At 69.5% G+C, this 22,137-nt stretch carries 21 protein-coding genes; 12 read left to right on the top strand and 9 right to left on the bottom strand.

Annotated features, from left to right (window positions below; all coding sequences use genetic code 11):
* The first annotated feature begins 316 nt into the window (after positions 1-316).
* Together ABEB09_RS16470 and ABEB09_RS16465 are read left to right on the top strand one after the other, a co-directional pair.
* Positions 317-3,058 carry a transglycosylase domain-containing protein gene (locus ABEB09_RS16470; protein ID WP_345690680.1) on the top strand — a complete coding sequence of 914 codons (2,742 nt, stop codon included), beginning with the start codon at positions 317-319 and terminating at the stop codon, positions 3,056-3,058.
* Positions 3,059-3,208: 150 nt separating this feature from the next.
* Positions 3,209-4,678 (top strand): glycosyltransferase family 87 protein, encoded by a 1,470-nt coding sequence (locus ABEB09_RS16465; protein WP_345690679.1) that lies wholly within the window; start codon positions 3,209-3,211, stop codon positions 4,676-4,678.
* 114 nt (positions 4,679-4,792) lie between these two features.
* Here ABEB09_RS16465 and ABEB09_RS16460 read toward each other — a convergent pair whose 3' ends face one another.
* From ABEB09_RS16460 to ABEB09_RS16450, 3 genes are all read right to left on the bottom strand, one after another.
* Complete coding sequence (locus ABEB09_RS16460; protein WP_345690678.1) at positions 4,793-5,824, bottom strand: alanine racemase; 1,032 nt, start codon at positions 5,822-5,824, stop codon at positions 4,793-4,795.
* Positions 5,825-5,914: 90 nt separating this feature from the next.
* On the bottom strand, positions 5,915-7,033 hold the full coding sequence (locus tag ABEB09_RS16455; protein ID WP_345690677.1) for a lipid II:glycine glycyltransferase FemX: 1,119 nt from the start codon (positions 7,031-7,033) through the stop codon (positions 5,915-5,917).
* 110 nt (positions 7,034-7,143) lie between these two features.
* A complete protein-coding gene (locus ABEB09_RS16450; RefSeq protein WP_345690676.1) occupies positions 7,144-7,458 on the bottom strand; it encodes a hypothetical protein in 315 nt (104 codons plus the stop codon).
* 288 nt (positions 7,459-7,746) lie between these two features.
* Between ABEB09_RS16450 and rpsF the strand changes: the two genes are divergently transcribed.
* The 4 genes from rpsF (at position 7,747) to rplI (ending at position 9,459) form a co-directional block, all read left to right on the top strand.
* Positions 7,747-8,037, top strand: a complete 291-nt coding sequence (gene rpsF, locus ABEB09_RS16445; RefSeq protein WP_004950685.1) for a 30S ribosomal protein S6 — start codon at positions 7,747-7,749, stop codon at positions 8,035-8,037.
* A gap of 72 nt (positions 8,038-8,109) precedes the next feature.
* On the top strand, positions 8,110-8,676 hold the full coding sequence (locus ABEB09_RS16440; RefSeq protein ID WP_345690675.1) for a single-stranded DNA-binding protein: 567 nt from the start codon (positions 8,110-8,112) through the stop codon (positions 8,674-8,676).
* Between the two features lie 81 nt (positions 8,677-8,757).
* Positions 8,758-8,994, top strand: a complete 237-nt coding sequence (gene rpsR / locus ABEB09_RS16435) for a 30S ribosomal protein S18 (protein WP_128983236.1) — start codon at positions 8,758-8,760, stop codon at positions 8,992-8,994.
* Positions 8,995-9,012: 18 nt separating this feature from the next.
* Positions 9,013-9,459, top strand: a complete 447-nt coding sequence (gene rplI, locus ABEB09_RS16430) for a 50S ribosomal protein L9 (RefSeq protein ID WP_345690674.1) — start codon at positions 9,013-9,015, stop codon at positions 9,457-9,459.
* 128 nt (positions 9,460-9,587) lie between these two features.
* On the opposite strand, the gene ABEB09_RS16425 is transcribed toward rplI, so the two are convergent.
* Entirely contained in the window at positions 9,588-10,925 is a 1,338-nt protein-coding gene (locus tag ABEB09_RS16425; RefSeq protein ID WP_345690673.1) for an MATE family efflux transporter, read from the bottom strand.
* 423 nt (positions 10,926-11,348) lie between these two features.
* Between ABEB09_RS16425 and dnaB the strand changes: the two genes are divergently transcribed.
* The gene (gene dnaB / locus ABEB09_RS16420) at positions 11,349-12,839 is read left to right on the top strand and encodes a replicative DNA helicase (protein ID WP_345690672.1); all 1,491 of its coding nucleotides are present in this window, start codon (positions 11,349-11,351) and stop codon (positions 12,837-12,839) included.
* Between the two features lie 238 nt (positions 12,840-13,077).
* On the opposite strand, the gene ABEB09_RS16415 is transcribed toward dnaB, so the two are convergent.
* On the bottom strand, positions 13,078-13,644 hold the full coding sequence (locus ABEB09_RS16415) for a dihydrofolate reductase family protein (protein ID WP_345690671.1): 567 nt from the start codon (positions 13,642-13,644) through the stop codon (positions 13,078-13,080).
* Positions 13,645-14,046: 402 nt separating this feature from the next.
* On the opposite strand from ABEB09_RS16415, the gene ABEB09_RS16410 reads away from it, so the two are divergent.
* Positions 14,047-14,682, top strand: coding sequence for a LysE family transporter (locus tag ABEB09_RS16410; protein WP_345690670.1), 636 nt, complete (start codon positions 14,047-14,049; stop codon positions 14,680-14,682).
* A gap of 7 nt (positions 14,683-14,689) precedes the next feature.
* On the opposite strand, the gene ABEB09_RS16405 is transcribed toward ABEB09_RS16410, so the two are convergent.
* The gene (locus ABEB09_RS16405) at positions 14,690-15,349 is read right to left on the bottom strand and encodes a GOLPH3/VPS74 family protein (protein WP_345690669.1); all 660 of its coding nucleotides are present in this window, start codon (positions 15,347-15,349) and stop codon (positions 14,690-14,692) included.
* Between the two features lie 99 nt (positions 15,350-15,448).
* Here ABEB09_RS16405 and ABEB09_RS16400 point away from each other — a divergent pair, with 99 nt between their 5' ends.
* Positions 15,449-16,834, top strand: coding sequence for a serine hydrolase domain-containing protein (locus ABEB09_RS16400; protein WP_345690668.1), 1,386 nt, complete (start codon positions 15,449-15,451; stop codon positions 16,832-16,834).
* Between the two features lie 68 nt (positions 16,835-16,902).
* Here the strand turns inward: ABEB09_RS16400 and ABEB09_RS16395 are convergent, their stop codons facing one another.
* A complete protein-coding gene (locus ABEB09_RS16395) occupies positions 16,903-17,355 on the bottom strand; it encodes a GNAT family N-acetyltransferase (RefSeq protein WP_345690667.1) in 453 nt (150 codons plus the stop codon).
* Between the two features lie 30 nt (positions 17,356-17,385).
* A complete protein-coding gene (locus tag ABEB09_RS16390; protein WP_345690666.1) occupies positions 17,386-17,844 on the bottom strand; it encodes a MarR family winged helix-turn-helix transcriptional regulator in 459 nt (152 codons plus the stop codon).
* Positions 17,845-17,997: 153 nt separating this feature from the next.
* Between ABEB09_RS16390 and ABEB09_RS16385 the strand changes: the two genes are divergently transcribed.
* Positions 17,998-19,212 (top strand): MFS transporter, encoded by a 1,215-nt coding sequence (locus ABEB09_RS16385; protein ID WP_345690665.1) that lies wholly within the window; start codon positions 17,998-18,000, stop codon positions 19,210-19,212.
* A 34-nt stretch (positions 19,213-19,246) separates the two neighbouring features.
* Here ABEB09_RS16385 and ABEB09_RS16380 read toward each other — a convergent pair whose 3' ends face one another.
* Positions 19,247-19,789 (bottom strand): DUF2269 domain-containing protein, encoded by a 543-nt coding sequence (locus ABEB09_RS16380; RefSeq protein ID WP_345690664.1) that lies wholly within the window; start codon positions 19,787-19,789, stop codon positions 19,247-19,249.
* A 77-nt stretch (positions 19,790-19,866) separates the two neighbouring features.
* Between ABEB09_RS16380 and ABEB09_RS16375 the strand changes: the two genes are divergently transcribed.
* Complete coding sequence (locus ABEB09_RS16375) at positions 19,867-20,508, top strand: HAD family hydrolase (protein WP_345690663.1); 642 nt, start codon at positions 19,867-19,869, stop codon at positions 20,506-20,508.
* Positions 20,509-20,675: 167 nt separating this feature from the next.
* On the top strand, positions 20,676-22,082 hold the full coding sequence (locus ABEB09_RS16370) for a globin domain-containing protein (protein ID WP_345690662.1): 1,407 nt from the start codon (positions 20,676-20,678) through the stop codon (positions 22,080-22,082).
* The last annotated feature ends 55 nt before the right edge of the window (positions 22,083-22,137 follow it).

The following is a 22,137-nucleotide window of genomic DNA, read 5'->3' as shown; positions in this document are numbered from 1 at the left end:
ATGTATCGGCTCGATACATCCCGACGATAGAACGGCCGTCCTGTGGCGACAAGTGGGGCGATCGTGAACGGCGTCACATCCACAATTCGCAGTAAGCGAGTTGCCTGATTTGGGGTGAACTTCAGCGCTAGGCGGGTTTTGCCCGTGCGTAGTCTGTGCGGCATGCACACCACCGGGAACCAGGGGACGACGGGGGACGTCATCGTCGTGGGTGCATGGCGGACTTGCCTCATATGCTTGTCCGATCCATTTCGGGGGGACCGGAACTCAGCTGCCGCTTCCAGGCGTACTCGCCTGCCCGAGGAGTAGTCGTTCGATGAGCGAGCACCGTCGTAAACCGCCGCAGCCGCAAGGTGGCGGCCGTGCCGCGGCCCGGCGAGCTGCCCAGCAGCCCCAGGGTCGCCGGTCGGCCCAGGCGCGGGATGTCAGTACAGGGTCCCCGACCGACCCCTACGGTGAGGGGCGCCCCTACGGCGGCCGCGCCGAGGCACGCCGGGCCGCGCAGCGCGGCGGCCGCCGCCGTGCCGCGGACGGAGCGGCCGGAGCCGGCGGTCACGGAGGCGGCCGGCGCGGCGGCGGTGGCGCGGCCTACGAGGGCGGCCGGGGCCGCGGTGGCGGACGCCCCGGCAAGAAGCGCCTGATCGACTACCCGCGCTACGGCAAGTACGGCTGGCGCCGCTGGGTGCCGTCGTGGAAGCTCGTGACGGGTCTCTTCCTGGGCTTCATGGCCTCGCTGATGGGCGCCGCGACGGTGGCGTACGCCATGGTGGAGGTCCCCAAGCCGGACGAGGCCGCGACGGCGCAGAACAACGTCTACTACTGGGCCGACGACAAGCAGATGGCCGCCACCGGTGGTGAGGTCAACCGCCAGATCATCGGGATCGAGAACATTCCCGACGACATGCAGAACGCGGTGATCTCGGCCGAGAACAAGACGTTCAGGGAGGACCCCGGCATCGATCCGATGGGTATCGCCCGCGCCCTGTTCAACATGGCGAGGGGCGGCGAGACCCAGGGCGGCTCGACGATCACGCAGCAGTACGTCAAGAACAACCGCCTGAACAACCAGGCCCAGACTCTGGACCGGAAGTTCAAGGAGCTGTTCATCTCCATCAAGGTGGGCAACGAGGTCGACAAGCCCGGGATCATGGCGGGCTACCTGAACACCTCGTACTTCGGACGCGGTGCCTACGGCATCCAGGCAGCGGCCCGTACGTACTACGGCAAGGACGCCAAGGACCTCACCACCAGCGAGTGCGCCTTCCTCGCCTCGCTCCTGAAGGGCTCCACGTACTACGACCCGGCGGGCTCCCCGGAGATCGACCCCAAGGCCACCGCCAAGGCGAACACGGAGCGCGCCGTCAAGCGCTGGTCGTGGATCCTCGGCGAGATGGAGAAGGACCGTCACATCTCCGCCGCGCAGAAGAACGAGGCCCTCACCAAGTTCCCGATGCCGAAGCCGCCGACGAAGCAGGCGAAGCTTGGTGGGCAGATCGGCTACCTCGTGGACCTCGCGAAGGCCTACGTCATCAACAACACCGACATCACGGCTGAGGACCTTTCCAAGGGTGGATACGAGATCCACACGACCTTCGACAGGTCCAAGGTCTTTGCCCTGGAGAAGGCCGTCAAGAAGGTCTACGACGAGCACATCGACCCGGAGAAGCGCCCCGAGACGGACACGCACGTCCAGTTCGGCGGTGCCTCGGTCGACCCGCAGACCGGTGCGATCGTCGCCATCTACGGCGGCACCGACGCGACCAAGCACTTCACCAACAACGCCGACCAGACCGGTGCCCAGGTCGGATCGACCTTCAAGCCGTTCGTGCTCGCGGCGGCGATGACCGAGGGTGTCCGTAACCCGCGGAAGGGGCCCGATCAGGGCGCCGCGGACCGCCGGATCATCGACCCCGACACCGCGATCTACAACGGCAAGAACAAGCTCAAGATCAAGAACTACGACGGGACCGTCTGGCACGACGAGAACGGAAAGGAGTGGCTGCAGGTCAACGACGACGACGCCAGCTACAAGAACATCAACCTCCGGGAAGCGATGATCCACTCGGCGAACTCGCCGTTCGTGCAGCTGGGCATGGATGTCGGCATCCCACAGGTGCGGGAGGCTGCCGTGAAGGCCGGCCTGCGCGAGAGCAGCCTGGCGAAGGGCAACGTGCCGTCGTTCTCGATCGGTATCTCCGACCCCAGCGCCATCCGCATGGCGGGGGCGTACGCGACCTTCGCGGCCAACGGTGAGCAGCGTGAGCCGTTCTCCGTGAAGGAGGTCAAGCAGAAGGGCAGCACGGTCTACAAGCACGAGGACACGGCCAAGCGCGCCTTCTCCACCGCCGTTTCCAGCAACCTCACCGACGTGCTCGTGGACGTCGTCGAGAAGGGCACCGGCAAGAAGGCCCGTATCCCGGGCCGCCCGGTCGCCGGCAAGACCGGTACCACCGACGGCAACAAGTCCGCGTGGTTCGTGGGCTACACGCCGCAGCTGTCGACGGCGATCGACATGTACCGCCTCGACGACGACGCGAACAACAAGAACCGGAAGTTCGAGGAGATGTTCGGTACGGGTGGCCGTGACAAGATCCACGGTTCGTCGTTCCCGTCCGAGATCTGGAACTCCTACATGTCGGTGGCCCTGGACGGCCAGCCGGTGAAGGAGTTCCCCGAGCCCGAGTCGCTGGACGCCGAGCCCATCTGGGGCGGCGGGGCCGAGAGCCCCAAGCCGACGCCGAGCGTCACCGAGTCGGAGTCCCCGTCCGCGTCGCCGTCCACGAGCCCGTCGGGCTCGCCGGAGCCGAGCAAGGACCCCAAGCCGGGCAACAGCTGCGGCCCGCTCGACTGGGACTGCAACCCCGACACCGGCGGTCAGACCGGCGGAGGCGACTCCACCGGCACCGACAGCGGTGGCACCGACTCGGGCGGCGGAGGCGACGACTCCGGCGGTACGACGGAAGGCACCACCAGTCCCACGCCGGTCACCGGAGGCAACGGCAACGGCAACGGCAACGGGAACGGCGGCGGAGGCTGGTTCGGCGGCGTGGACGGCTAGCGGCCGCCGCACCGCTCCGGTCCCCCGCCGGGACGACCACGAGGGCCGCCGCGCCCCGTACGCACCAGCTCGTGCGTACGCGGGCGCGGCGGCCCTCGCCGTATCCACAGGGCCGTACGGATCGACAGGGGCGTACGGCAGGATGTCCCCATGCCGAGCCCACAGAAGACGAGCGCCCCCCTGGACCAGCCCGTCGTTTGCCCCACCCGCCGGGACGAGGTCGCCGCTGCCGGCAGCGAGCTGATCGGCGGCCCCGTCGGCCGCTGGGCGCGGCTCGGTACGAGCCGGCTGAGCCCGGTCAGGGTCGTCGCGCTCGTCGCGATCGGGATGTTCGCGCTGGGCATGGTGCAGAAGCTGCCCTGCTACAACTGGGCGTGGTTCCGCGGTGCGGCGTCGCAGTACACGCACGCCTGCTACTCGGACATCCCGCACCTGTTCGTCGGGCGTGGCTTCGCCGACGGTCTGATCCCGTACTTCGACCGGTTCGCCGGCGACATGCAGTACCTGGAGTACCCGGTGCTCACCGGCCTGTTCATGCAGGTCGCGGCCTGGCTCACGCCCGGTGGAGGCGATCTCCAGTACCGGGAGCAGATGTACTGGATGGTCAACGCGGGCATGCTGATGGCCTGCGCCGCCGTCCTCGCCGTGTGCGTGGCGCGGACCCACCGCAGGCGTCCGTGGGACGCGCTGCTGGTCGCGCTCGCCCCCGCCTTCGCGCTGACCGCGACGATCAACTGGGACCTGCTGGCCATCGCCCTCACCGCGGCGGCGATGCTGATGTGGAGCCGCGGCCGAGCCCTGGCCTTCGGTGTGCTCATCGGTCTCGCCACGGCCGCGAAGCTGTATCCGTTCCTGCTGCTCGGGCCGCTGCTGGTGCTGTGCTGGCGCGCCTGGAGGTGGCGTGAGTTCGCGGTGGCGCTGCTGGGCGCCGCCGGGTCGTGGCTCGTGGTGAACCTGCCGGTGATGGTGCTGGCGCCGGAGGGCTGGAAGAAGTTCTACACGTTCAGCCAGGAACGGAACATCGACTTCGGATCCTTCTGGCTGATCATCACGCAGCGCACCGGTGCGCGCATCGACGTCGAGTCCGTCAATCTCTACGCCATCGTGCTGATGGTGCTGGCATGCGCCGGCATCGCGGCGCTGGCCCTGGCCGCGCCGCGCCGACCGCGCTTCGCGCAGCTCGCGTTCCTGGTGGTGGCCGCGTTCATCCTCACCAACAAGGTCTACTCGCCGCAGTACGTCCTGTGGCTCATTCCGCTGGCGGCGCTGGCCCGGCCGCGCTGGCGCGACTTCCTGATCTGGCAGGCGTGCGAGGTCGCGTACTTCCTCGGGATCTGGATGTACCTGGTGTACGTCACGACGAACCACAAGCACGGCCTGCCGCCGGACGGGTACCAGTTCGCGATCGCGCTGCACCTGGTCGGCACGCTGTACCTGTGCGTGCTGATCGTGCGGGACATCCTGCGGCCCCGGCGGGACGTGGTGCGGCAGGACGGCTCCGACGATCCGTCCGGAGGCGTGCTGGACGGTGCGGAGGACGTGTTCGTGGTCGGCAGGGCCGCCGCTCTGCGACGGGCGGCAGAGGAGCAGCAGGCGGCCGAGGAGGAGCGGAAGCCCTAGGGGCGAAGGGACGGCCGAGGAACAGCGGACGGCCGCCCGGGGGCCCAGGCGGCCGTTCGGTGGCGGAGGACGGCCGAAGCGGATTCGGCCGTCCATTCCGAGAGGCTCGAACGATCAGCGGTCGACGAGCCGGTCGAACTGGGTGGTGGTGTGCCGCAGGTGGGCGACCAGCTCGTCGCCGACCTTCGGCTCCTGCGCGTCCGCCGGGACGAACAGGATCGAGACCTGCATGTGCGGCGGCTCGGCGAACCAGCGCTGCTTGCCCGCCCATACGAACGGCGACAGGTTCCGGTTGACCGTCGCCAGGCCGGCCCGGGCCACGCCCTTGGCACGCGGCATCACGCCGTGCATGGCCTTCGGCGCTTCCAGACCCACGCCGTGCGAGGTGCCGCCGGCGACGACGACCAGCCAGCCGTCGGAAGCGGCCCGCTGCTGGCGGTAGCCGAAACGGTCCCCCTTCGCGACGCGCGTGACGTCGAGCACCGCGCCGCGGTACTCCGTCGCCTCGTGGTCCCCCAGCCACAGCCGCGTACCGATCCGCGCGCGGAACCGGGTCTGCGGGAACTGCTGCTGGAGACGGGCGAGTTCGTCGGCGCGCAGGTGGCTCACGAACATGGTGTGCAGCGGCAGACGGGCGGCCCGCAGCCGGTCCATCCAGGTGATGACCTCCTCGACGGCGTCGGAGCCGTCGGTGCGGTCCAGCGGGAGGTGCAGGGCGAAGCCCTCCAGCCGCACGTCCTCTATCGCCGCCTGCAGCTGGGGCAGCTCGTGCTCGTGGATGCCGTGCCGCTTCATGGAGCTCATGCACTCGATGACGACGCGGGCACCCACCAGGGCGTGCACGCCGTCGACCGACGACACGGACCGCACGACGCGGTCCGGCAGCGGTACGGGCTCCTCGCCCCGCCGGAACGGCGTCAGGACGAGCAGATCGCCGCTGAACCAGTCCTTCATCTTGGCCGCCTCGTACGTGGTGCCGACGGCCAGCAGGTCGGCGCCGAAGCGGGACACCTCCTCCGCCAGGCGCTCATGGCCGAAGCCGTAGCCGTTGCCCTTGCAGACCGGGACCAGGCCGGGGAACTGGTCGATCACGGACTTGTGGTGCGCCCGCCAGCGAGCAGTGTCGACGTACAGGGAGAGCGCCATGGCCGGACCGGTCCCTTTCTGTGGCTTGGAGGTGTCGGAGCAGGAGTACGAGGCTTATGAGACTACGGAACGCTCGGCGGGACGCGCCCGTCAGCGGCGGGACATGTAGATGTCGAGCGCCTTGTGGAGCAGCTTGTTGAGCGGGAAGTCCCACTCGCCGATGTACTCGACCGCCTCGCCGCCCGTACCGACCTTGAACTGGATCAGGCCGAAGAGGTGGTCGGTCTCGTCCAGCGAGTCCGAGATGCCGCGCAGGTCGTAGACGGTGGCGCCCATGGCGTAGGCGTCGCGCAGCATCCGCCACTGCATGGCGTTCGACGGGCGGACCTCGCGGCCGATGTTGTCCGACGCGCCGTACGAGTACCAGACGTGGCCGCCGACGACGAGCATGGTCGCCGCGGAAAGGTTCACGCCGTTGTGGCGAGCGAAGTACAGGCGCATGCGGTTGGGGTCCTCGTGGTTGAGGACCTGCCACATGCGCTGGAAGTACGACAGGGGGCGCGGCCGGAAGCGGTCGCGGACCGCGGTGATCTCGTACAGCCGCTGCCATTCGGCCAGGTCGTCGTAGCCGCCCTGGACGACCTCGACGCCGGCCTTCTCGGCCTTCTTGATGTTGCGCCGCCACAGCTGGTTGAAGCCCTTGAGGACGTCGTCCAGGGAACGGTTCGCCAGTGGCACCTGGAAGACGAAGCGCGGCTGCACGTCGCCGAAGCCGGCGCCGCCGTCCTCGCCCTGCTGCCAGCCCATCTTGCGGAGCCGGTCGGACACCTCGAAGGCGCGGGGCTCGATGTGCGTGGCCTCGACGTCGCGCAGGCGCTTGACCTCGGGGTCCTGGATGCCGGACTTGATCGCGTTCGCGTTCCAGCGGCGGATGACGACCGGGGGGCCCATCTTGACCGAGAAGGCACCCTGGTTCTTGAGGTGCTGGAGCATGGGCTGCAGCCAGTCCTCGAGGTTCGGCGCGTACCAGTTGATCACCGGGCCCTCGGGCAGATAGGCGAGGTACCGCTTGATCTTCGGCAGCTGGCGGTACAGGACCAGCCCCACGCCGACCAGCTCGTCGTTCTTGTCGAACCAGCCCAGGTTCTCCGAGCGCCACTCGGTCTTCACATCAGCCCATGCCGGGACCTGGCAGTGACTCGCCGCGGGCAGGTTCTGGATGTACGCCAGATGCTGCTCACGGCTGATGGTCCTCAGGGTCAGGCTCATGTGGGGCGCTCCTCGGCAGGTGTGTCCCCCATCGGTACAGGGGTTCCGGCTCTCGCGCGGAAGCCTACTGGCACCGGGGAGCGCCCCGGCTGGCCGTATGCCGGGACCGGCTAGTCGAATACGCCGCCGAACAGGCCGCCGTGTGCCATTCCGAGGAAGAATCCGACCGCCGAGGCGCCCAGGCCCACGATCAGGAACGTCCGCTCACGAGTCGTCTCGGAGATGTACTGGCCGTACGCGCCCGTGATGATCCCGATGAGGCCCGACCACGAACTCAGCAGGTGGAGGTGGTGGAACTGCGCGGTGATGAAGGAGAGCGCGCCCAGCACCAGGGTCACGACCATGAGCGTGTCCTGGAGGGGGTGGGGCTTTCCGTCCGTGGCGAACAGGGATGAGGAGGGACGACGCTGGAATGCCTGAGCCATGAGGCACCTCCTGGCTGTGCCGGAAGGCGGCGCACTGTAGCGCCGCCCGTACCCGATGTGTACAGATTGCGTCCCCTGACCACCGGATTTCAACCGGACGCTGCTGTGCGGGTACTCTGTACGGTCTGCACCGGTGTCTGCCCATGTCCAGGACAACCCGTCCGGAGTCAGTGCCTCTCCCCTAGTGCGAGGCCGCTGTCAGTGGGCGTGGATACCGTTGCGCACGCATCACGACCCTCCTGCCACGGAACGACCGTGGCCGCTGAGTCCAAAGGAGGTGGGTTCCACATGCGTCACTACGAGGTGATGGTCATCCTCGACCCCGATCTCGAGGAGCGCGCTGTCTCCCCGCTGATCGAGAACTTCCTTTCCGTCGTCCGTGAGGGCAACGGCAAGGTCGAGAAGGTCGACACCTGGGGCCGTCGTCGTCTCGCTTACGAGATCAAGAAGAAGCCCGAGGGCATCTACTCGGTCATCGACCTGCAGGCCGAGCCTGCGGTCGTCAAGGAGCTCGACCGCCAGATGAACCTGAACGAGTCGGTCCTCCGGACCAAGGTCCTCCGTCCCGAGACCCACTGAGCGTCCAGCTCACAGGTCATCGGGTCCGAGTAGCAGCAAGCAGCCAGAAGCAATCCCGCCGAGAGGTTCCCCATGGCAGGCGAGACCGTCATCACGGTCGTCGGCAATCTTGTCGATGACCCCGAGCTGCGCTTCACCCCGTCCGGTGCGGCGGTCGCGAAGTTCCGCGTCGCGTCCACTCCCCGCACCTTCGACCGTCAGACCAATGAGTGGAAGGACGGCGAGAGCCTGTTCCTGACCTGCTCGGTCTGGCGCCAGGCGGCGGAGAACGTCGCCGAGTCGCTCCAGCGCGGCATGCGCGTCGTCGTGCAGGGCCGGCTGAAGCAGCGGTCGTACGAGGACCGCGAGGGCGTCAAGCGCACGGTCTTCGAGCTGGACGTCGAGGAAGTCGGCCCCAGCCTTCGCAACGCCACGGCCAAGGTCACCAAGACCACCGGCCGCGGCGGCCAGGGTGGCTACGGCGGTGGCCAGCAGGGCGGCGGCAACTGGGGCGGTGCCCCGGGCGGCCAGCAGGGTGGCGGCGCTCCCGCCGACGACCCCTGGGCGACCAGCACGCCTCCGGCCGGCGGCCAGCAGGGTGGCGGTGGCGGCTGGGGCGGCAGCTCCGGCGGCGGCTACTCGGACGAGCCGCCCTTCTAGGACGCCACGGGGACGCCCCGCGTCCCGGCGCCCTGAGGGTCAGCTCGCACCCAAACTTCTTGATCACACAGGAGAATCACCATGGCGAAGCCGCCTGTGCGCAAGCCGAAGAAGAAGGTTTGCGCGTTCTGCAAGGACAAGGTCGCGTACGTCGACTACAAGGACACGAACATGCTGCGGAAGTTCATTTCCGACCGCGGCAAGATCCGTGCCCGCCGCGTGACCGGCAACTGCACGCAGCACCAGCGTGACGTCGCCACGGCCGTCAAGAACAGCCGTGAGATGGCGCTGCTGCCCTACACGTCCACCGCGCGCTAAGGGAAGGGTGACCGACAGATGAAGATCATCCTTACCCACGAGGTCTCCGGCCTCGGCGCCGCCGGCGACGTCGTCGATGTCAAGGACGGCTACGCTCGCAACTACCTGATCCCGCGTGGTTTCGCGATCCGCTGGACCAAGGGTGGCGAGAAGGACGTGGCGCAGATCCGCCGCGCCCGCAAGATCCACGAGATCGCGACGATCGAGCAGGCCAACCAGATCAAGGCCCAGCTCGAGGCCGTCAAGGTGCGTCTGGCTGTTCGCTCCGGCGACTCCGGCCGCCTCTTCGGCTCCGTCACCCCGGCCGACATCGCCTCGGCGATCAAGACCGCGGGTGGCCCGGACGTCGACAAGCGTCGTGTCGAGCTCGGTTCGCCGATCAAGACCCTGGGCTCGCACCAGGTGTCCGTGCGTCTGCACCCCGAGGTCGCCGCGAACCTCGGCGTCGAGGTCGTCGCTGCCTAAGCACTGCCTCACGCAGAGCTGAGCATGCAAGAGGGCCGCACCCGATCAGGGTGCGGCCCTCTTCGCGTTTCACGTGAAACGTCGCCGGTTTCACGTGAAACATCGAGGAATGCCCTGGAGGAGAAGGGTCAGCGCGTTGCTCCCGTGACCACCCAGCGGCCCGAGCGCATCCGTAGCCAGAGCGTCAGCATGCGGACGACCATCATCAAGGTCATTGCCCACCACAGGGCCGTGAGGCCACCGCCGAGCACCGGCACCAGCAGCGCGACGGGGGCGAAGGCGACCAGGGTCACGACCATGGCGCCCGCCAGGTAGGGGCCGTCGCCGGCGCCCATCAGCACGCCGTCGAGGACGAAGACCACCCCGGCAACGGGCTGGGAGAGCGCCACGACGAGCAGCGCGGGCAGCAGAGTGTCACGGACGGTCTGATCGCCGGTGAAGAGCGGGATGAACAGCGGGCGGGTCACCACGACGAGCACGCCGAGCACCAGGCCCGAGGCGACTCCCCACTGCACCATGCGGCGGCATGCCGCGCGGGCGCCCTCCTCGTCGCCGGCGCCCAGGTAGCGGCCGATGATGGCCTGACCGGCGATGGCGATGGCGTCGAGCGCGAAGGCGAGCAGGCTCCACAGGGACAGGATGATCTGGTGGGCGGCCACGTCGGCGTCGCCCAGGCGGGCAGCGACGGCGGTGGCGATCATCAGGACGGCGCGCAGCGAGAGCGTACGGATGAGGAGGGGCACTCCGGCCTGGGCGCTGGCGCGGATGCCGGCGGCGTCGGGGCGGAGGGAGGCGCCGTGGAGGCGGGCTCCGCGGACGACGACGAAGAGGTAGGCCGCCGCCATGCCGCACTGGGCGATGACGGTGCCCCAGGCAGAGCCGGCGATGCCGAGGCCGGCGCCGTAGACCAGGAGCACGTTGAGCGCGGCGTTGGCGGTGAAGCCGCCGATGGCGACGTACAGCGGGGTGCGGGTGTTCTGGAGGCCCCGGAGGACTCCGGTCGCGGCCAGGACGACGAGCATGGCCGGGATGCCGAGGCTGGAGATCCTGAGGTACGTCGTGGCGTACGGGGCGGCCGTGTCGGAGGCGCCGAAGACGTCGACCAGCCAGGGGGCGGCCGGGAGGGTGACGGCGATGACGGCCGCGCCGAGGAGGAGGGCGAGCCAGATGCCGTCCATGCCCTGGCGGATGGCGGCGGGCAGGTCTCCCGCACCGACGCGCCGGGCGACGGCCGCCGTGGTGGCGTAGGCGAGGAAGACGAACACGCTGACGGCGGTGGCGAGCAGGGTCGCGGCGATGCCTAGGCCGGCGAGCTGCGGGGTGCCGAGGTGGCCGACGATGGCGCTGTCGGCGAGGACGAAGAGGGGCTCCGCGACGAGAGCCCCGAAGGCCGGAACGGCGAGCGAGATGATCTCGCGGTCGTGGCGGCGGCGTACGTCCTTCGGAGCCGTGGAAGCCTGGGTCATACGGTCAATGTAATCGTCCACAGGTAAGAGATGCAATGCTCCTGTGATCCTTACATCGACCTGCGTTGGTGACGGGGGTGGACGCCGGTTGAGCTGATCTTGGTCCAGCTGGGGAAGTTTTTCTCCCCCACAGCCGGTGGATGGAAAAAGTGCAGGTCAGCGCATGGGTGTGGAGGTCGCTATGACTTTGTCCACACGGCTGTCCCCTGGTCCGTGCACAGGATGCGCGGGGTTCTCCACAGCATCTGGCCCTTCACCCACAGGCCCTGTGGATAACCAGATTGGCTGACGGTGCCCGCGGGCCTACCGTGGTCCGGCGCCAGAAGTGCCGCGAAGCGGAGTCGAGCCTCTTGTTTGTCAGAGCCGTGGCGTAGGAAAGAGTGGCACGGCAAGGTCCGCGGAGCGGACGGAGGAGGTGGGCCGGTGAGCATCCCCGAGCCCTTGGACGACCCCTGGACCGACAACGGCCCGAGCGACCGTCTGCCCGTCTCCCGCCAGCGTGGGGGCGAAGGCCGTGGCCGCGGTCGCGGTCGCGACGACCAGCACGAGCGCGGCGGCGAGGGTGGTCCCTGGGACAGCGGTGCGGCCGGCTTCGAGCGGGTTCCCCCGCAGGACCTCGACGCCGAGCAGTCGGTCCTGGGCGGCATGCTGCTCTCCAAGGACGCCATCGCGGACGTCGTGGAGATCATCAAGGGCCATGACTTCTACCGGCCCGCCCACGAGACCATCTTCCAGGCGATCCTCGACCTCTACGCCAAGGGCGAGCCCGCCGACCCCATCACCGTCGGCGCCGAGCTGACCAAGCGCGGCGAGATCAACCGCGTGGGCGGCGCGCCGTACCTCCACACCCTTGTCCAGTCCGTGCCGACCGCGGCCAACGCCTCGTACTACGCCGAGATCGTGCACGAGCGTGCGGTCCTGCGGCGCCTCGTGGAGGCCGGCACCAAGATCACGCAGATGGGATACGCGGCCGACGGGGACGTCGACGAGATCGTCAACCAGGCCCAGGCCGAGATCTACGCCGTCACCGAGCAGCGCACGAGTGAGGACTACCTGCCGCTCAGCGACATCATGGAGGGCGCGCTCGACGAGATCGAGGCGATCGGCTCCCGCAGCGGTGAGATGACCGGTGTGCCGACCGGCTTCACGGACTTCGACTCCCTGACCAACGGGTTGCACCCCGGCCAGATGATCGTCATCGCGGCCCGTCCCGCCATGGGTAAGTCGACTCTCGCACTGGACTTCGCCCGGGCCTGCTCGATCAAGCACAACCTGCCGAGCGTGATCTTCTCGCTCGAAATGGGCCGTAACGAGATCGCGATGCGTCTGCTGTCGGCCGAGGCGCGTGTGGCCCTGCACCACATGCGCTCCGGCACCATGACGGACGAGGACTGGACCCGCCTGGCGCGTCGGATGCCGGACGTGTCCCAGGCGCCGCTCTACATCGACGACTCGCCGAACCTGTCGATGATGGAGATCCGCGCCAAGTGCCGCCGCCTGAAGCAGCGGAACAACCTCAAACTGGTGGTCATCGACTATCTGCAGCTGATGCAGTCCGGCGGCTCGAAGCGCGCCGAGAGCCGTCAGCAGGAGGTCTCCGACATGTCGCGAAACCTCAAGCTGCTGGCGAAGGAGCTGGAGATCCCGGTGATCGCCCTGTCGCAGCTGAACCGAGGCCCGGAGCAGCGCACCGACAAGAAGCCGATGGTCTCCGACCTGCGTGAGTCCGGGTCGATCGAGCAGGACGCCGACATGGTGATCCTGTTGCACCGTGAGGACGCCTACGAGAAGGAGTCGCCGCGCGCCGGTGAGGCGGACCTGATCGTGGCGAAGCACCGTAACGGCCCGACGGCGACGATCACCGTCGCCTTCCAGGGCCACTACTCGCGCTTCGTCGACATGGCCCAGACCTGATACCTGCGGTGCAGGGTCTCAGATTTCGTGGCCAAATCTCACGAGCGATGGCCAAGTGAAGGCATATCTGACACGAACCCGGGACCGGCAGGTCAAGCCGCCCATTCGCATGGGTGAGGGGGGCTCTGATGCTGGTGCCCTGGTAGAAACCCGTCGACACCGTGGGCTCACGGGGCATCGCTCGTGGTCTCGGGGGTGTGCGGTGGGGGAGATCGCCGCGACGGTGAGAGGAAGCTGCTCAGCGCCTCGTTTCGTACCTGGTCAGGACCACGCCGCCGGGAAACGTCCGCGTCTCCACCAGGTTCAGGTTCACCCAGCTGTCCAGCGCGGTGAAGAACGGCGTGCCGCCGCCCACGAGCACCGGATGGGCGGCGATCACGTACTCGTCGATCAGCCCGGCGCGCATGGCCGCCCCGGCAAGCGTTGCGCCGCCGATGTTCATCGGGCCGCCGTCCTCGGCCTTGAGCCGGGTGATCTCGGCGATCGCGTCGCCGGTGACCAGGCGGGCGTTCCAGTCGACCTTGTCGAGCGTCGAGGAGAACACCACCTTCGGCGTGTCCCGCCAGTTCCGCGCGAACTCGATCTCCGCCGGGGTGGCGTTGGGCTGCTGGTCGCCGGTCGGCCAGTAGGAGCTCATCGTCTCCCATAGCTTGCGCCCATACAGCGACAGGCCGCTCGCCTGCTCGTGGTCGAGCCACCACTGGAACAGTTCGTGGCTCGGCGGTCCGCTCCAGCCGATGTCGTCGCCGGCCGCGGCGATGTAGCCGTCCAGGGTCAGGTTCATGCCGTAGATCAGTTTCCGCATGGCCCAGCCTTCCGTCCGTGGGTGTCCGGCGTATAGACCAGCGTGGCCCGGGAAACTCATCGGTGCGCGATCCGGGCTCGCCGGTAGTCCTCGTGCTCGGGTGACGAGGCCGTGAGACAGCCAAGAACGCCCACGTCACGCGAGATCGACATGTCTCGAGCGGCGAGAACCCACAGTGGAGTCTCTGTTCGCCCCGGGGAAGGTGTGGAGCTCTCGGGTGGCCAGGTGCTTCGGTGCCCCGGCCGTCCGCGGCTCAGGAATTCGGTTGCCCGGCCGGTCGCGGAGCCCGCAGCATCTGCGTATGACGACGAAGCTGACCTCCCTGCTGCCGATGTCCGCCACGCGATTCGTGCGCGGCGAGCAGCAGCAGCGCGACCGCTGGAGGACGACTCCCGCGTCCGCATGATCGCCGCGCTGGTCGCCGGCCTCCTCGCCGGGTACGGCATCGCCGTGCCGGTCGGAGCCGTCGGCACCTATCTGGTGGCGGTCACCGCCCGGACTTCCCTGCGTGTGGGGGCCTGTGCCGCGCTCGGCATCGCGACCGCGGACGGTCTGTACGCCCTGATCGCGGCGGCGGGGGGTACCGCGCTGGTGCCGCTCCTGGAGCCGGTCGTGCTGCCCCTGCGGTGGGCGGCCGGAGCGGTGCTCATCGTCCTCGCCGCACGCAGCGCCTTCACGGCGATCGCGCAGTACCGGGCACGGAACGCAGCGGGTCAGGGCGAGGAGGGGACCGGCCTGAGCGCCGGGCGCGCCTATCTGGGGTTCCTGGGCATCACGCTGATGAACCCCATGACCGTGATCTACTTCGCGGCCCTCGTGCTCGGCAGCCGTTCGGCCGCGGACACCGGGTACCTGGAGCAGACGGTGTTCGTGGTCGCGGCGTTCGCGGCCTCCGCCAGCTGGCAGCTGTTCCTCGCCGGCGGAGGCGCGCTCCTCGGGCGGGCACTGACCGGCGGTCGTGGCAGGCTGATCACCACCCTGGCGTCCAGCACCCTGATCGCCGCACTCGCCGTCCACCTGCTGGCGCAGGCCGCCTGACGCGGGGTCAGGCGATCGTCGTGACGGTGACGGCCGTCACCGCAGCGATCGTCGCCTGCATGTCGCGGATCGCCCGGCGGACGCTCTCGCCGGCCCACTGGCCCTCGGCGATCTGCGCCATGCGCGCGTCGATCTCCTTGCGGGGTACGCCTGGGAAGGCGATGGCATGCAGCCGGGCGCCGTGCAGCAGGGCGACGAGCGCGGACGTCCGGTCGTCCGGCAGGCCGCCGTCGAGGACCGCTGCCGAAAGCCGGGCGCGCAACTCCCGCTCCACGGAGCCGTCCGTCTCCGGGTAGCGCCGGACGGGGAACAGCCCCAGCGCCCGGCGCTGCTCCTCGACGACCAGGCCGCGCTCGCACAGGCTGTCCAACGCGGCCCGCACGGCCGTCGCCTGGTCCTTGGCCAGCCAGTCGCCGACCTTGCCCGAGGGGCGCCTACGGGTCCAGTCGCCCAGCAGCCGCAGTCGGTCGTCGAGCAGGGACACTCCGGTCGGGGCGGGATCGGCGACCCGTACGCGGCCGTTCGTCACAGTGACGCGGTTCCTCATGGCGAGTTCCAGCAGCGTGCCCCCTGCGACGGCCCAGGCAGCGGTCGACCGGTCCTTCACCACGCCGGACTCGTCGTCCAGCGACAGCAGCATGACTTCCTCGCCCAGCGTTACGGACATGTGCGGCTCCCCCTCTTCGTACGGTCACTGAGGACGACGTCGGCGTTCGCACCGAGGTTCCCGTCCGACCGTCCCTGCGCGTGCGATAGACCTGGGCCCATGACGATCTCATCCTTCGAGGGGCTTCTTCCGAGTACGGAGCGGGCCCTGCTGCATCGCATCGCCACCGCCCAGGCGGAAGGGCGTGCGCCGTCCCTGGTCGGGGCGGTCGCCAGGAACGGCCGCATGGTGTGGACGGGATCGCGTGGCGGTGACGTCGCAGGGGCCGTGCCGGGCGACGACACGCAGTACCGGGTCGGGTCCATCACCAAGACCTTCACGGCCGTTCTGGTGATGCGGCTGCGGGACGAGGGGCTGCTCGACCTCGACGATCCACTGGAGAGGCACCTCCCGAAGACCGGTGTAGGCGAGGTGACGGTGGCGCAACTACTGGGCCACAGCGCCGGTTTGGCTGCCGAGTCGCCCTCTCCCTGGTGGGAGCGGACGCCCGGGTCGCTGCGTCCGGAGCTGGCCGACGTCCTCGGGGAGGAGCCGCTGCTGCACTCGCCCGGCCGGCGGCACCACTACTCCAACACCGGCTACACACTGCTGGGTTCGCTCATCGAGGCGGTACGGGGGGTGTCCTGGGAGCAGGCGCTGCGGGCCGAGATTCTCGAGCCCCTGGGGCTGGGCCGTACGACGCTCCGTCCTGTCGCGCCGTACGCCCAGGGATGGGCGGTGCACCCCTGGGCGGACGCCGTGCTTCCCGAGCCCCAGGAAGATCTGGGGCTGATGGCACCGGCCGGTCAGCTCTGGTCGACCGCGGGAGACCTCTGCCGGTTCGCTGCCTTCCTCGCCGCGGGAGACGACCGCGTGCTGTCCGCCGGCTCCGTCGAGGAGATGCGTACGGCCGCGGTGCCGCCGACCCCGGGGGACTGGGACGCCGGCTACGGGCTCGGCGTGCAGCTGATGCGCCGGGACGGCCGGACGTTCACCGGGCACTCCGGCTCACTGCCGGGCTTCGTCGCCGGGATGTGGATGAGCGTGGACGACGGGCTGGCCGCGGTGGTGCTCGCCAATGCCACGTCGGGGCCGATGCCCGGGGTGGTGGCCTCCGACCTCGTGCGGATCGTGGCCGAGGCCGAGCCCCGTCTGCCCGAGCCCTGGCGCCCGCTGCCCGACGTGTCCCCTTCCCTCCTGGCCCTCGCGGGGCCTTGGTACTGGGGGACGTACACCTATGGGCTGTGGCTGACCGGGGACGGCGGTGTGGAGCTGCGACCGCTGCGGGGCAGCGGCCGGGGCTCTCGGTTCCGGGCGCAGGCGGACGGCACCTGGGTGGGTCTCGACGGGTACTACGCGGGGGAGATCCTGAAGGTTGTGCGGCGGGTGGACGGCAGCGTCAGCCACCTCGACCTGGGCTCGTTCGTGTTCACTCGCGAGCCGTACGAGCCGGGCGACGCCGTACCCGGCGGCGTCGACGAAGGTGGTTGGCGCGGCAGCCGCTGAAGCTTCCCGCGAGCCGTGGCTGTTTCACGTGAAACAGACGCCGTTTCACGTGAAACAGAACCAAGCCATCAGAGCGCCTTCTTGAGCCCGACGTGCGAGGCGGTGAACCCGAGGCGCTCGTAGAAGCGGTGGGCGTCGGTGCGCGTGGCATCGGAGGTCAGCTGGACCAGCCGGCTTCCCTGCCGCCGTGACTCTTCGACGGCCCACTCGATGAGCGTGGAGCCGAGTCCCTGGCCGCGCGCGTCCGCGTGGATCCGCACCGCCTCGATGAGGGAGCGGATCGCGCCGCGCCGGGACAGCCCGGGAATGATCGTGAGGTGCAGCGTCCCTATCACCTGGTCGTTGCGCACGGCGACGACCAGGTGCTGGTTCGGGTCGGCGGCCACGCGGGCGAAGGCGGCGGTGTACGGCGTGAGGTCGTCCGGCGACTCGCGCTGCGCGCCCAGCGGATCGTCGGCGAGCATGGCAACGACGGCGGGAATGTCGGCCTCGGTGGCGGGCCGAATTTCAAGATCGCTCATGGTCCGCACCCTAGCGGGGGCGGGAGAACGTCAGGCGGGAACGCTCAGCTGCTCCACGACCCTGACGAAGGGGGCCAGCTCCGGGTTCTTCGCGGCTTCGTCGAGGGCCTCCCGTAGGGCGGCGTCATTGGTGGGGCGCGCCTCGGCCAGCAGTTTCTGGCCCGCCTCGGTCACGTCCGTGTAGATCCCGCGCCTGTCGGTGTCGCAGAGGTACCGCGTGAGCAGCCCCCGGTCCTCGAGCCGCGTGACCAGGCGGGTCGTCGCGCTCTGGCTGAGGACGACGGCGTCGGCGACCTGCTTCATCTGGAGGTGGCCACCGGGCCCGTTGTGCTGCCGGCTCAGGACGTCGAGCAGGGAGTACTCGCGGACGCTCAGTCCGTGTCCGCTCTCCAGGGCGCGCTCGATGTGTGCCTCGATCCTGCCGTGGAGGAGGGAGAGCGCGCACCAGCCCTGCGAGAGCGCGGTCAGTGCCGGGTCCGTCGCTGTCATGGCGGTCTCCTCGGTCCGTCGCCCATCACTCGGGGGGCTTCCTTCACCAGGATAGACGACGCCCGCAATAGCCCGCGCTTGCAATTAATGCGCGTCTGCAACTATTGTGGACGCCTGTAAGGCGCTGCTGCAATTTGGAAAAGGTGAGAACCCATGCCGCTCGCGCTCCTCGCCCTGGCCATCGGGGCATTCGGCATCGGAACGACCGAGTTCGTGATCATGGGGCTGCTCCCGGAGGTTGCAGCCGACTACCAGGTCTCCATCCCGACGGCCGGTCATCTCGTCACGGGATACGGGCTCGGTGTCGTTCTCGGCGCCCCGCTCATGACGGTGCTCGGCACGCGCGTCTCGCGGAAGCGGATGCTGATGCTGCTGATGGGCCTGTTCATCGCCGGCAACCTGCTGTCCGCGGTGGCCCCCGCCTTCGGGTTGATGCTCGCCGGACGCGTCGTGGCGTCCCTCGCGCACGGTGCCTTCTTCGGCATCGGGTCCGTCGTCGCGGCGGATCTGGTCGCCCCGGAGAAGAAGGCCGGGGCCATCGCCATGATGTTCACCGGCCTGACCGTCGCCAATGTCGTCGGTGTGCCCTTGGGCACGTTCGTCGGCCAGGCGGCCGGCTGGCGGACCACCTTCGTCATCGTCGCGGTCCTGGGCGTCCTCGGGCTGTTGGGTGTGGCCCGGCTGGTGCCCGAGCAGCCCAAGCCCGAAGGCGTACGGCTGCGTCATGAGCTGGCGGCGTTCCGCAATGTGCAGGTACTGCTCGCCATGGCGATGACGGTGCTCGGCTTCGGTGGTGTCTTCGCCGCGATCACCTACATCACACCGATGATGACCGACGCCGCCGGATACGCCGACGGATCCGTCACCTGGCTGCTGGTGCTGTTCGGCCTCGGCATGGTGGGCGGCAACTGGGTCGGCGGCCGGTTCGCCGACCGTGCGCTGATGCCGCTGCTGTACGTATCGCTGGGTGCCCTCGCCCTGGTCCTGGCCCTGTTCACCCTGACCGCGCACAACAAGGTGGCGGCCGCCGTCACCCTGACCCTGATCGGAGCCTTCGGCTTCGCCACCGTGCCGCCGCTCCAGAAGCGTGTGCTGGACCAGGCCTCCGGCGCGCCGACCCTGGCGTCCGCCGTGAACATCGGAGCCTTCAACCTCGGCAACTCGCTGGCGGCCTGGCTCGGGGGACTGGTGATAGCCGCCGGCCTCGGGATCACCGCCCCCAACTGGGTCGGTGCGCTGCTCGCGGGCTCCGCCCTGCTCCTGGCCTTCCTGTCCCGTGCGCTGGAGCGCCGGGAGGGCTCCCGCGCCGGACGGGTCGTCGCAGCGAACACCCCGGCCCGGCCGGCTGCCACCGCCGCCCACCACTGAGCCGTCCCGACCGGGTGGTGACCTCACCACCCGCTCACGACACTGTCGCCCCCGTGCCCCTGGCCGCCGCCGTCCGACGGCCGGGGGCACGGCCGTGCTGTGACTCCCGCAGACGCCTGCCACGCCGGGTCGGCCCCCAGGGCTTCAGCAGGGAAATCGCCGTCATGAAGAGGTACGCGCTGGTGGAGACCGCGGGCGCGGCCACCAGACTGCTGTCCGGCACGCCGACCGCCGCCGCATGAGCGATCTCCGGGCGCAGGGCGAACAGCGTCGCCGCCGTCGTGGCGAGCGTCAGCCAGAACTTGATCCAGACCCAGCGGTGGCGGGCCAGGCCCCACGGGGTCCCGAGCGCCAGCAACAGGCCGCTGACCAGAGTGGTCAGAGCGATGGGCGGGAGGAGCCAGTCGGAGAACACCTTCATGGCTCGGTACGCGGCCTCCGTCAGCGAGGCATCGGCCGTGCCATAGGCGGTCACTCCGAGCGCCAGCAGGCCGAGGGAAAGCCCCAGCCAGCTCACGGACACGGCGACATGGACGACGACGAGAGCCCGGCGAGCGGGCCGCCTGAGTGGTTTCACGTGAAACACCGTGCCGCGCTCGTGCGCCCGCTCGCGTCCGACAAGGGGAGTAACCGCACGTACTAGCCTCGGCGTACATGAGCGCAGATCGCAGGCTCCACCTCTTCGACCTCGACGGGACTCTCATCCGCGGCTCCGCGGCCGCCGTGGAGATCTCCCGGCAGCTCGGTCTCAGCGCGGAGATCGACCGGCTCGAGCGCGAGTTCCTGGCCCGCGCGCTGACGCCGGACGAATTCGCCGTACGGGCAAGGGAGCTGTGGTCGGACCTGACCCCGGCCCAGGTGGAGGTCGCTTTCGAGGAGGCTCCCTGGCTGGAGGGCATCCGCGAAGTCTGGGCGGATATCCGTGCCCAGGGCGGTTACTGCGCGGTGATCTCGCTGTCACCCGATTTCTTCGTGGAACGCCTTTTGTCCTGGGGTGCCCATGCCGCTCATGGGTCCCGCTGGCCGGCCGTGCCCTTTACCGCACCGGTGGACCGGCGTGGCATTCTCAACGCCGCTGCGAAAGTGAAGATCGCGAACCAGCTCTGTGCAGAGTTCGGGGTGGAGCTGGACGACTGTGTCGCATACGGTGATTCCATGTCCGACGCGGAGATTTTCGCGGCGGTACCGGTGGCGGTGGCGGTCAATGCGGACCATCATCTCTCCGGGATCGCAACCCATGCCTATTCGGGCGGCGATCTCCGCCACGCCTACGAACTGGTGCGTACCAGCCGGTAGTCACGACAGGGAGGCACAGCAGCCTAACCGGGAAACGGGTACGAATATCGGGCTTTCCACTCTCGGCCTGATGACCCGGCCGCCCCTGTCATGATGCGATGACGGCAAGCCGGGCCGGCGGAAGTGCGCCAGACCGATCGAAGGATGAGTTCGAGGCGAGGCACTCTATGGAAGCTGCGACGACCAGCAGCGGGGACAGCGGCTGGTTCTCACCGCGCCGACCCACCGGCCCCTGGCCGGCCGACTCAGGGCGAACCGAGGGGGACGCGGAACGAATAGCCACGCCGTCCCGCATGCCGGGTGAGCTGCCCTGGCCCATGGACCCGGCACAGGCCGCCGACACGCCGGCCACGGCCGGCTCTTCCGAATCCGGCCTCCCAGGCGCCGCAACAGGCTTTACCGGCCCCGGCCTTCTCGGCGCCGAAGACGACCTCCCCGCACCCGGGACGCAGGTCCGCCAGGAGGCCTCGCCGGACGCGATCCTGGTCCGGCGGACGCTCGGCGAGATCGCGCCCGTCGCCGACAAGGTCACCTCGTACTTCTACGCCCTGCTCTTCATCCGCCACCCCGACCTGCGGTCGCTCTTCCCGGCCGCCATGGACGCCCAGCGCGACCGGCTGCTCAAGGCGCTGCTGACGGCCGCCGAGCACATGGACGACCCCGCCGTGCTCACCGACTACCTCCAGCACCTGGGCCGCGGCCACCGCAAGTACGGCACCCAGGCCGCGCACTACCCGGCCGTGGGCGAGGCGCTGATCGGCGCCCTGAGCCGGTACGCCACGGTGACCTGGGACAACGAGACCGAGGCGGCGTGGGTCCGTACGTACACGACGATCTCCCAGATCATGATCGACGCGGCGGCGGAGAACGAGCGGCACGGGCCCGCGTGGTGGCACGCCGAGGTGGTGGCGCACGAGCTGCGGACACCGGACGTCGCCGTCATCACGCTCCGCCCGGACCAGCCGTACCCGTTCCTGGCGGGCCAGTACACGAGCATCGAGACGCCTTGGTGGCCCCGCGTGTGGCGGCACTACTCGTTCGCCGCCGCACCGCGCCCCGACGGGCTGCTGTCGTTCCACGTGAAGGCGGTGCCGGCCGGGTGGGTGTCCAATGCCCTGGTCCACCGCGCCAGGCCGGGCGACGTCCTGCGCCTGGGACCACCCGCCGGGTCGATGACCGTCGACCACACCACCGACAGCGGGCTGCTGTGCGTGGGCGGCGGCACCGGCATCGCGCCCATCAAGGCGCTGGTCGAGGATGTCGCCCGGCACGGGGAGCGGCGCCCGGTCGAGGTCTTCTACGGCGCCCGCACCGACCACGACCTGTACGACATCGACACCATGCTGCGGCTCCAGCAGTCCCACCCCTGGCTGGAGGTGCGCGCCGTCATCGACGGCAGCACGCAGCTCCCCGACATGGTGCGCGAGTACGGCCCCTGGAACGAGTACGACGCGTACCTCTCGGGCCCGCCCGGCCTGATCCGCAGCGGGGTGAACGCCCTGCGGGGCGTCGGCGTCCCGTCCGAGCGCATCCGCCACGACTCCCTGGAGGAGCTGGTCGCCGCCGCGGGATGACGGCGGCGCCGGCGCGAGGGCGTGCGGCCCGGCAACCCGCCGGCCTGCCACCGCC

The sequence above is a fragment of the Streptomyces coeruleoprunus genome, assembly GCF_039542925.1.
Classification (GTDB): Bacteria; Actinomycetota; Actinomycetes; order Streptomycetales; family Streptomycetaceae; genus Streptomyces; species Streptomyces coeruleoprunus.
Note: the sequence above shows the minus strand (reverse complement) of the source record. Positions and strands in the feature narration are given on the sequence as shown.